This window comes from Fusibacter sp. (genome assembly GCF_057447755.1).
The window spans coordinates 1-10,931 of sequence record NZ_JBVBZF010000107.1 but is presented as its reverse complement, the minus strand read 5'-3'; the positions used below and the strand labels follow the sequence as shown (position 1 = coordinate 10,931).

The following is a 10,931-nucleotide window of genomic DNA, read 5'->3' as shown; positions in this document are numbered from 1 at the left end:
TAATCAATTTCAAGGCAATTCTCTAATGCTTTTAATTGACCTAATCTGCGAACCAATGTTTGGTCCCGTTGGCAATCTTAACAAGTGTCAGCATAACTGGCACCTCTACCAGAACGCCTACCACAGTTGCCAGTGTTGCTCCGGATTGAAGGCCGAAAAGTGAGATGGCAACCGCCACAGCAAGTTCAAAGAAATTACTCGCACCGATTAATGCTGCAGGCGCTGCTATATTGTGCTTGAGCTTCCATGCTTTGGCCCAGAAATATGCCACACCGAAGATCAAAAAGGTTTGAATAATCAATGGCACAGCGATTAAAACGATATGGGCTGGGTTATTGAGAATGGTTTCACCTTGGAATGAAAAGATGATGACGAGTGTCAGCAATAAGCCTATAATCGTTGTTTGATCGAATTTCTTTAAGAATACGGTTTCAAAGTATGCCATACCCTTGCTCTTAATAATATGCTTTCTAGACAAATAGCCACCAACCAGTGGAATAACCACAAATAAAAGTACAGATAAAAATAAGGTATCATAAGGGACGATGACGTTTGATATCCCCAATAATAGCGCAACAATCGGCGTAAAGGCAAAGAGGAGTATGAGGTCATTTACAGCAACCTGAACCACCGTATAAGCTGGATCGCCTTTTGTCAAATGACTCCACACAAAGACCATAGCCGTACAAGGTGCTGCCCCTAATAAAACAGCCCCTGCCAAATACTCGTTAGCGAGTTCTGGCGTTATAAAGACTTTAAAGACTACCTTTAAGAAAAAAGCAGCGATGAGGTACATTGTAAAGGGTTTAATCAACCAGTTGGTGACACAGGTGACCGTCAAACCTTTAGGTTTTTTTGTCGCTTCAACAATGCTGTTAAAATCTATTTTAAGCATCATGGGATAAATCATCAGCCATATTAGAATTGCCACAGGGATCGAAACCTTGGCATACTCAAATCGACTTAAAAACTCGGGAAAAATTGGAAAGAACTTACCGATTAATACACCGACGATGATACAAAGGCCTACCCATACCGTCAAATAACGACCAAAGATATCCATTTCTTGAGATACTTTTTCTCTTTTCATTTTAAATGCCTCATTTCTGAATATTAATTGCCTCAATGACTTGGAGTTTATCTTCCGTAATCATTTGGCAGGTGAGGTTGCCCGTTTTATAGGCCCTAAGCTTTTTCAAATCGTTTAAGCAAGATGCTTCAGTTTGAAACTGGTCTAGCAAATAAGTAAAGAGCATTTGATGATTTTCTTTAAATTGTCCATCAATTACATATCTTACCCATTGCCCTTCTTTCATGGAAACGATAATGCCCGCAGACTTGAGCTTGCCTAAATGTCTGGATACATTGGATTGATTCATATCTAGCAAGACCTCAAGTTCACAAACGCAAAGCGTTTGTTGTGTCAGTAGATTCAAGATTCTCAGCCGATTTTCATCACTGAGTGCTTTTAAAATTTCAATCATCGCATGATCTCACTTTCTCAAAAAAATACTATATGAGTATATTCGAATATACTCATATAGTACCACTAATTCATTATTTCGTAAAGTCTATTTCATCAAGTTTATCTACATGTACCTATTTGTGATTAATTGATCATACTTTTATACAATCCTCACCTCCAAATTGCAAGGACAAATAAAGGCAAGTATGTGTTGTCATACACGTGACTACTAAGGAACCCTTAATCTGATCTTCAAATTGAAGGGCTAGATTTTTCAAATTTTCATATACAATATCATTAAACTCATATTTATTTTTAAAATTAAAATCTAAAAGTATTTCCTTTTTACTGGTCCTTTCAGGCCTTACATCCATTTTTCGCAGTATTTGAATCAAGGGCTGATTTGGTATTAAAAAAAGTTCTCCCAGTAATTTCATATCAATTACCAAGTGCCCACCGTCTATTTGATATTTCATTAAAGCACCTCTTTTACTCATTAATATAAATTGCTTGACCTAAATTGTTTGGAATTTGAGTTCTTTTTGTTAATAGCCACAAAACGTTACAATGTGTATTTTGAGGAAAAATACCTTCTCCATCTGTGAAAATAATCACTAACCTAATCCGCCTTCTTTCTACAATTTCAAAAATTGGTCTGTAGTCTGTGCTTCCTTTTTTTTGAGTTTGAGCATTTTTAATAAAGGCTTCTAATGGTATTGGTTCTGAGCAAGTATGATCAAACCTACTGGTCAAAAAATTGACATTTGTAATTTTTTTTAAAAGCTTTAACTCATTTAGAAACATATGCCATGTTTCCGGTTGAATTGACCCGCTCTCGTCTATGGCTACAAAGGCATCAATTCCAAGTTGACGTCTTTTTCCTGGCATTTGGTCAAATCGTCTTGAAAGCTTTTTGTAAGTTGTTTTTTTAGTGATATGGCCTTTTCCAGTTATGAATTTTTTTAAGAGTATTCGCCAGTGAATATGATATGCTTGATAGATTTCATACTGCTTTTCAATTAATACATTTGAAACTTCTCCTAATTTGATTTGGTCATCTATAAAAGAGGATAATTCACTTTCAAGTATTCTCAGATCCGAAGATGTTATTTCAAGATTATCCATTTGTTGAACCTTTAATTTTTGATCTGTTGGCAGCAACAATTCTATTTGGTTATCCTTATTATCAAAAAAGAGGGGTTCTTCTAAGCTAAGGAGTTCATCGTAATAATAGTCTGCCAATTTTCCGGGTTTGAGTTTAAGCTTAAGCGCCTGATTCAATACTAAAACAGATGGACTAGATTCTATTACCATTTCTGGACTTACTAACTCATTCACAGCCAAATCACAAGCGATAGACCAAACAGAGATATCTTTTTGAAACCGCCTTGTGGGATGTAATAATAATAAATGCGCTAAATTGTGTATCCAATTCTTAAGCCTTTCTTGACCATCTAGGGCTGCATACCACTTTGGGTTTAATGAAATCACTATGCGCTCATTAAAAGAGAATTTCATTTGACTGGCGTATGGATCTATTTGTACTTGAATTTTCATAAGCAATAGTCCATAAAATGGATAGTGCATGATTAACTTCATTTGATCTTTTCTTATAAGCTCATTGATGCATTCAGAACTGAAGGTATTATTATTTTCCAAGCTATCTAACATCTTACCCACCTACATTTCATAAGCAAAATCAATTATTTTACCACTTATTTTTTCAAAAGTCTCAGAAGATTTCGTCAAGACTTGGTGTTTATTAGGCAAAGATTGAATCAAATGTTTAAAATAGAAAAGTTGAAATTCATCTGGTAAATCTTTAACAAAATCCTCTAAATTTTCACTATAAGTCTCCAATTGTTGCTGATTGGCAGCTTCAAATTCATACTCTATTTTTCGAATGCATTCTTTAATCAAATAATGGATCCATTCCATTTGTCTTTTTTCAATTAAAGTTATGACATCCATGCGCACTTCAATGTAATGATTTAGAATCATATCAACATCTGGTATTTGCGGCATTTGTTGAGACATATAACTAAAAAAACTGGCACTCGCTTGAGGCCCAACAATCCCGGATACAAGTTCTTTGAGCAGGCTTTTTTCGAGCTCAGATTGATTGAGTATCAATTGAACTTGTGTCCAACCTCTTGGTGTTGGTGACTTTGAAAAGACTGAACTCTCTCCGTTTGACTTCACGACTAACAACATTTCAGGCATTTTCTTTAAAAAAGACAAAACCGCTTCATTTGGAGCGTTCAATTGTGAGTATTCAAGATAATCCTCAATATTTGGTGTAATTTCTATGGCGATAAATCGATCTAGCATGGCATCATCAAGTGCATTTACCATATAATTGAGTTTGTCTGGATTCATAGTGACACCAATTGCCCAGCCTTTTGCCATTTGGTGTCCGTTTAATTTCTTCTCAAGCAATAGTGGATATAGCACTGAAATTGTATCACTGGGTACTCTGTTAATTTCCTCTAAGACTAAAATGCCCTTTTCGGGACATTGGCCAGCCATAACCGCTTGTTCTGTTGGCAAAAATTGTGGCGGTAAATATTGTGTTATTTGATGTTTGCCGTTTTTTTCTGGTAATCCCATGAAATCTGGACCTTCAAGTGCGGCTGCATAGAGGCCTATGTATCCAATGCCCAGTTCTTCTGCTGCCTGTTGAAATGCTGATGTCTTACCAACACCTCTTTCACTGATAAGCGCAATAACAGCATCTGTTTTAAGATAAATTGCTTTAATACATTTCTTCGCTTCACTTATTCTCATAAAAAAACCTCTTTTCAGATACAAAACTTTAATGTCTTCACTACATTAGAGTCAGCTTTTGAAAAAAGGTTACATTAGATTTTATTCTATTTTATTTTATTTGATTTGTATTATTATGATTAATCTATTATTTGATTTTTATTATTTAATTTGTATTATTTGATTTAAAGCTCGTCATTATAATCCAGTAGTTTAAAGGATTTATCCGCAATCAACTGCATAACATGCGATTTAAATGAATCATAGGGTTTGGGAATAACTTCTGTATTATAAAGTAACATAACCTTATAAAGATCTGATATTTCTTCTTTAAACGCAGCTTTTATCAGGGCTTCTTTTTTTTGAATAACCCGTATGTCCGCATTATCAATTTTGAGACCTGTTTCTAACGCATACTTTATCCAGCCACTGCATTTGCACGGATTACTGGGATTAATCAAAGAGCATTTTCCCTTGACATTAGCAGTTATAAAAGTTCTAGCTCTATGCAAATAAACCTTAACGGTACTAGGTTTAATCTTGAGCATGTCTGCAACTTCATCTGTGGTAAAATCTAAAACGACCCTCAAGGTAAATACCGCCCTGAGCTTTGAAGACAAGCAATTCATAAACATCTGTAAGCAAGCTTCCTTTGTGGCAGTATACATGATTTCGTCTTCTACCGTTCCATATTTATTGATATAACCATAGGCTTCTTCAAGACTAATCTTATTCTCTTCTGCAAATTTATCCATAGGCATTTTATTAATCTTTTTATAATATTGTTTTGACTCATTTAATACAATTTGATACAGCCAAGTTTCGACACTAGAGTCTTCCCTAAAGTTATGGAATCCCTTGTATGCATTTAAAAATGCAGATTGTAAGACATCCTCTGCATCATGCAAATTACCCGTCATTCTGTAGGCTAAGTTATATAATTTCTTATAATTTTGTTCATATATGGTTTCAAATGCATCCATATAAACCTCCTCTACTGAAACAAGAATGAGCATTGCTATATTTTAATTAACAAGTTAAATAGCCTCAAAAAAAGCTATGATATATTCATCATAGCGAAGTCATGTTTTGCTACATTCTTAAGTCGAGCTCAGAAGCGTATGCATCGATCCATTGGACTGTATTTAAGTCCTTTTGCTCCTGAGGCTGAATGAGAAAGCACGGTTTACCTTTGTCTGTAATTGCGATCTTTTCAAGATCACCAGTTCTTTCAAGCAATAGTTTGATAAATGCATCTGGATTCCCGCTAGCTAGGTCAACGCATTCCACTAAAACTTCGAAACTGACAGTTCTTAAACCATTCATAGCACTGCCTCCCTTATTTAGTTTAATGACTCATAAATATTATATCCTTTTTGGAAAAGAATAACCATTAATTAAAAAAACTAACAAATAACATAATATTTAATACCGTTAATGTAAGACCTATGCCCCAAAGTAAAACTTGATCTAATAAGGAATTTTTGTATTTACCCATTACCTTTTTCGAAGAGGTCAAATAGATTTGTAAAAAAACAGTAATCGGTAATTGTATACTCAGAAGCATTTGGCTATAAATCAAGCCTTTAAATGGATCTGATATTAGAAAAATTAAAAATGTCGAAACACCTAAAATAGCTGCAACACCTACTTTTGTATGAAGGTCCGAGATATCATAAGGTTCGTTGAACATGCCTGAGAAAATAGACCCGCCTGCCATACCAGCCGTTATCGTCGAAGAAACACCTGCAAATAAAAGTGCAATGGCAAATATTAAACCAGCTCCATTTCCCACAAGCGGTGTGAGCATTTTTTCAGCTTGACCAAGCTCAGTAACAGCAACTCGATTTGCAAAGAAGGTCGTGGCAGCAAGTATAATCATGGCACTATTGATTGCCCAACCTACCAGCATTGAGAAGAAGGTATCCGTAAACTCGTATTTCAGTTGTTGCTTAATCACATCATCATTTTCGAGATTCCACTGTCTACTCTGAATAATCTCAGAATGCAGGAATAAATTATGAGGCATGACAACTGCGCCAAGCACCGACATAATAATTGGCATCGAACCTGTTGGCACGCTGATGTGGGTCCAACCATAGGCAGCCTCAGACCAACTGACATTCACTAGGCTGAGTTCATAGAGAAATGACAAACCTATAAGGGAGACAAACCCAATAATCCATTTCTCGAGCTTCATATAGGAATTGGAAAAAAGCATGTAGAGAATAAGGCCAAGGATAATAACCGCCCCAAGTTTTATGGGTACTTTAAAAAGGAGTTCTAGTGCAATTGCACCTCCCAAAATTTCTGCCAAAGCCGTTGAAATTGCTGCGAAAATCGCAGTAATAAGTATTGGCTTAGCCAGCCAAGCCTTTAAATTTTTATTGGCAGACTCTGCCAAACAATCACCCGTTACGATTCCAAGATGGGCAACGTTGTGCTGTAACATAATCAACATCAAGGTGGATAATGTGACCATCCACAGTAGTTTGTAGCCATATTGTGAACCTGCTGCTATATTTGACGCCCAATTACCTGGATCAATAAAACCAACAGTGACTAAAAGTCCAGGACCAATAAATTTTAAAAGTTCTTTTATACCAAAAATCGGATTATGCTGCTTATTTTTTAACTCTTTTAAGATTTTCATTTGTTCTCCTTATGTCCATATTGCTTTTCAAGGTCATTTATCTATAGAATAAACCTAATCAAACATTATGTAAAGAGCCCATAAAGCAGTCTAATTTAACAAAAAAAAGCAATCATTGGTGTGTCAACACTCATGATTGCTTCAGACAGCCCTATGCATTTCCAAATAGGTGGCATGATACCAAATGATCTTCTCCAATGTTTTTTAGGATGGGTTCTGTTTTATAACAGATTTCTTGAGCATGAGGACATCTTGCTGCAAATCTACAATTCGCTTCAGGATTGATAGGGGATGTTATCTCACCTTTCAAGATGATTTTCTCTTGTTTTTTCACCAAAGAAGGTCTAGGAATTGCTGATAACAATGCCTTAGTATATGGATGAACAGGGTTTGAAAATAGCATTTCTGAACTTGCTTTTTCTATGATTTGGCCTAAATACATCACTGCAATCTCATCTGAAAAATGATTGACTACAGATAAATCATGTGTGATGAATATATAAGTAAGCCCTAACTGTTCTTGTAATTTTTTCATTAAATTGAGTATTTGGGCTTGTATTGAGACATCTAGTGCAGAAACGGGCTCATCACATACGATGAATTTCGTGTTTAATGCTAAAGCTCTTGCAATACCAATTCGCTGACGACGGCCTCCATCTAACTCATGTGGATAAGTATTCATCAATCTTTCTGATAAACCTACGAGCGCCATTAATTCTAGAACGCGTTCAAACCGCTTATTCTTATCTTTAATTAGATTATTGAGTTTTATAGGCTCTTCAATAATTTCACTTACAGTCATTCTTGGGTCAAGTGATGAAAAGGGATCCTGAAAAATTAGTTGCATTTCCTTTCTCAAATTTCTCATTTCATTTGCATTTAAGGTGCGAATATCTTGGCCTTTATATATAATTTCACCCTCTGTTGCTTCTAATAATCTTAAAATGACGCGACCTGTAGTGGACTTCCCACAACCTGACTCACCCACTAGTCCCAATGTCTTGCCTTCTTCAATTGAAAAGCTAACATTATCAACCGCATGAAGTTTACCCTTTGGCGTATCAAAATACTTTTTCAAATGTTTTACTTCTAATAGTTTTTGACTCACGTTGAACTCCTTCCCGGCTATAACCTATAAGCTTTGTCTTCTGAATACAAGTGACATTCTGTGAAATGTGTTTCAGAAAAAAAGATGCTATCTGGCTTTAACTCAAAGCATTTTTCTAAAGCATAATCACAACGGTCACAAAAAGAACATCCCTTTGGTAAATTATAAGGATCTGACATTAAGCCTCTAATAGGTTTAAGTTCTGCCCTTCTTTCATCAATATTTGGAATTGAATCGAATAAGCCTTTTGTATAAGGGTGCTTAGTTCGATTAAAAATATCTTCTAATGTACCTTGCTCAACAATTTTTCCAGCATACATTATTGCAACTTCATCACACACCTCAGCAACAACCCCAAGGTCATGAGTGATCAAAATCATCGACATACCAAACTTTTCTTTCAAGGATTTCATCAGCTCCAGAACTTGTGCCTGAATCGTTACATCAAGCGCTGTTGTTGGTTCATCAGCAATTAGCAGCTTGGGATTACAAGCAAGTGCTATCGCAATAACAACTCTTTGTTTCATTCCTCCAGAAAACTGATGGGGATACTCTTCTGACCTATTTCCAGGAATCCCTACCAACTCTAGCATTTCTTTTGCTCTTTTCATTGCGTCTGTATCACTTAGATTTTTATGAATTCTCAGCGATTCTGCAATTTGTTCGCCCACTTTAATGACTGGATTAAGTGCCGTCATTGGATCTTGAAAGATCATCGAAACAACGCTACCTCGAATTTTTTCCATTTCGCGTTCTTCCATGTCCAATATAGACATATCCTCAAGACGGATGCTGCCACTTTTATAATTGCCAGGAGGCATTGGAACCAGTCTTAAGATTGACATGGCCGTAGTGGTTTTACCAGCACCAGTCTCACCAACTAAGCCTAATGTTTTACCTCTTTCCACATTAAAGGAAACACCATTAAGTGCTTCAACAATACCATCATCTGTTTTATAATGAACGACTAAATCTTTAATTTCTAAAATATTTGAACCCACCAGCGACCTCCTTATTTTAACTTTGGATCAAGTGCATCTCTAAGTCCATCTCCAATGAGATTTAGAGATAATACTGTCAATACAATAGCAAGTCCCGGGAATAACACGAGTGACATTTGATCACGAATATAGGCTCTACCACCTGCCAACATGCTACCCCATTCTGGCGTAGGCGGTTGAACGCCCAGTCCTATAAAACTGAGGGATGCCGTTGCCATAATTGCTGTTGCTACTTTTAATGTAGCATAAACAATAATAGGTGCCATTGAATTTGGCAATACATGTTTAATGATAATCGTATGATCCTTTGCACCAATAGCTCTTGCCGCTTCAATGTATTCTTGATCACGTACACTAAGGACTGCAGCACGTACAACTCTTGCAAAACCAGGTATATTGGATATTCCCACTGCTATCATCAAGTTGATAATAGATGCACCCAATGCTGCAACGATTGTTATCGCCAGTAAGATAGTCGGTATTGCAAGTAATACATCCAGTAGTCTCATGATAATATTATCAAGCCTACCACCATAGTATCCAGCAACAGCACCTAAAAATCCACCGATGGATAATGCAATGCCCACAGATATGACACCAACGAATAAAGAAATTCGGGTTCCATAAACGATTCTTGCAAATATATCTCTTCCATACTCATCTGTTCCAAACCAGTGTTCTGATGAGGGGGATTGGAGTCTTTCTTTTACATTTATCTTAAGTGCACTGTCTTCGTAATCTGCAATGACCCCAGCAAATATTGCCATTCCTAAAAACATGACAATAAGAACCAACCCAATCATTGCTGTTTTACTCTTTTTTAAGCGTTTCCAGACATCTGCGCTTTGACTTCTTTTTTTTGTTTTAACGATTTCTTTCTGAACAATCACACTTTCGCTCATCGTATCCTCCTAACTATAATTGGCTTTGATTCTTGGATCGATATAAGCATATAGGATATCGATAATCAAATTGACGACACTAAAGGAAACCGCGAAGATAATGACACAACCAAGTACCATAGGAGTATCTTTTCTCTGAATAGATTCAACCATAAGTCTACCTATCCCCGGCCACGAGAACACAGTTTCGGTTAACACGGCACCTCCTAATAAAACGCCGAACTCGAGTCCAATAACAGTTATTGCTGGAATTAAAGCGTTTTTTAATGCATGTTTTCTTATAACAACCTTCCTGCTAACACCTTTTGCTTTTGCAGTGTTAATATAATCTTGGCGAATAACTTCTAACATTGAAGAACGCGTTGTTCTTGTGATTGAAGCAGTCGATGCAATTGCCAGCGTAAAAGCAGGCAGTATCAAACTCTTGAACCCCGTCATGCCACCAGATGGAAACCAGCCTAGATTGAGTGAAAATAAAATAATGAGGATTAATCCTGTCCAAAACGAAGGCATAGATATACCGATCAAAGCTAAAATCATGCCTACATTATCAAATATTGAATATTGTCTCGTCGCTGAAATAACACCAATTGGTATTGATATAAGTACGGATATAAGTATTGCAGATAGCGTTAATTTAAAGGTATTCGGAAATCTGGATCCAATTTCACTAGAGACAGATTTACCTGTGGCATATGAACTGCCCATATCGCCCGAAACAAGGTCCTTAATATAATTGATGTACTGTACAATCACAGGATCATTGAGTCCCATATCTTCTCTTAATTTTTCAATTGATTCTTGTGTAGCACCATCTCCAAGGATCATAGACGCTACATCACCTGGTGTCATACTGATAATGAAAAAAACAAGGAAGGTTACACCAATCATTACGGGTATTAACATTAGTAAGCGTTTTAATATATATTTAATCATAATTACCCCACTGTTTTTTGCCTGTTACATTATTAAAATGTGACTCACTCCAAAGCCCTATGAACTTTGAAGTGAGTTTTGTTTACCATTTTTTTAAATT

Annotated in this window: 12 protein-coding genes; all 12 read right to left on the bottom strand. The window is 36.2% G+C overall.

The window, feature by feature from the left end; translation table 11 throughout:
* Positions 1 to 40: 40 nt before the first annotated feature.
* The 12 genes from arsB to AC220I_RS12490 all read right to left on the bottom strand — a co-directional run bounded on the left by arsB (position 41) and on the right by AC220I_RS12490 (position 10,831).
* Positions 41 to 1,090, bottom strand: a complete 1,050-nt coding sequence (arsB, locus tag AC220I_RS12545) for an ACR3 family arsenite efflux transporter (protein ID WP_486724184.1) — start codon at positions 1,088 to 1,090, stop codon at positions 41 to 43.
* A 10-nt stretch (positions 1,091 to 1,100) separates the two neighbouring features.
* Positions 1,101 to 1,484 (bottom strand): ArsR/SmtB family transcription factor, encoded by a 384-nt coding sequence (locus AC220I_RS12540; RefSeq protein WP_486724183.1) that lies wholly within the window; start codon positions 1,482 to 1,484, stop codon positions 1,101 to 1,103.
* 133 nt (positions 1,485 to 1,617) lie between these two features.
* On the bottom strand, positions 1,618 to 1,941 hold the full coding sequence (locus AC220I_RS12535; protein WP_486724182.1) for a hypothetical protein: 324 nt from the start codon (positions 1,939 to 1,941) through the stop codon (positions 1,618 to 1,620).
* A 13-nt stretch (positions 1,942 to 1,954) separates the two neighbouring features.
* Positions 1,955 to 3,136 carry a DUF2201 family putative metallopeptidase gene (locus AC220I_RS12530; protein ID WP_486724181.1) on the bottom strand — a complete coding sequence of 394 codons (1,182 nt, stop codon included), beginning with the start codon at positions 3,134 to 3,136 and terminating at the stop codon, positions 1,955 to 1,957.
* Positions 3,137 to 3,145: 9 nt separating this feature from the next.
* Positions 3,146 to 4,252: an AAA family ATPase gene (locus tag AC220I_RS12525; protein WP_486724180.1), complete on the bottom strand. Its 1,107-nt coding sequence runs from the start codon at positions 4,250 to 4,252 to the stop codon at positions 3,146 to 3,148.
* Between the two features lie 164 nt (positions 4,253 to 4,416).
* Positions 4,417 to 5,214, bottom strand: a complete 798-nt coding sequence (locus tag AC220I_RS12520; protein ID WP_486724179.1) for an RNA polymerase sigma factor — start codon at positions 5,212 to 5,214, stop codon at positions 4,417 to 4,419.
* A 109-nt stretch (positions 5,215 to 5,323) separates the two neighbouring features.
* A complete protein-coding gene (locus tag AC220I_RS12515) occupies positions 5,324 to 5,557 on the bottom strand; it encodes a hypothetical protein (RefSeq protein ID WP_486724178.1) in 234 nt (77 codons plus the stop codon).
* A gap of 67 nt (positions 5,558 to 5,624) precedes the next feature.
* Positions 5,625 to 6,884, bottom strand: a complete 1,260-nt coding sequence (locus AC220I_RS12510; RefSeq protein WP_486724177.1) for an Nramp family divalent metal transporter — start codon at positions 6,882 to 6,884, stop codon at positions 5,625 to 5,627.
* Between the two features lie 151 nt (positions 6,885 to 7,035).
* Entirely contained in the window at positions 7,036 to 7,992 is a 957-nt protein-coding gene (locus tag AC220I_RS12505) for an ABC transporter ATP-binding protein (RefSeq protein ID WP_486724176.1), read from the bottom strand.
* Positions 7,993 to 8,009: 17 nt separating this feature from the next.
* A complete protein-coding gene (locus AC220I_RS12500) occupies positions 8,010 to 8,993 on the bottom strand; it encodes an ABC transporter ATP-binding protein (protein ID WP_486724175.1) in 984 nt (327 codons plus the stop codon).
* An 11-nt stretch (positions 8,994 to 9,004) separates the two neighbouring features.
* Positions 9,005 to 9,895 (bottom strand): ABC transporter permease, encoded by an 891-nt coding sequence (locus tag AC220I_RS12495; protein WP_486724174.1) that lies wholly within the window; start codon positions 9,893 to 9,895, stop codon positions 9,005 to 9,007.
* Positions 9,896 to 9,904: 9 nt separating this feature from the next.
* Positions 9,905 to 10,831 (bottom strand): ABC transporter permease, encoded by a 927-nt coding sequence (locus AC220I_RS12490; RefSeq protein WP_486724173.1) that lies wholly within the window; start codon positions 10,829 to 10,831, stop codon positions 9,905 to 9,907.
* Positions 10,832 to 10,931 lie beyond the last annotated feature (100 nt).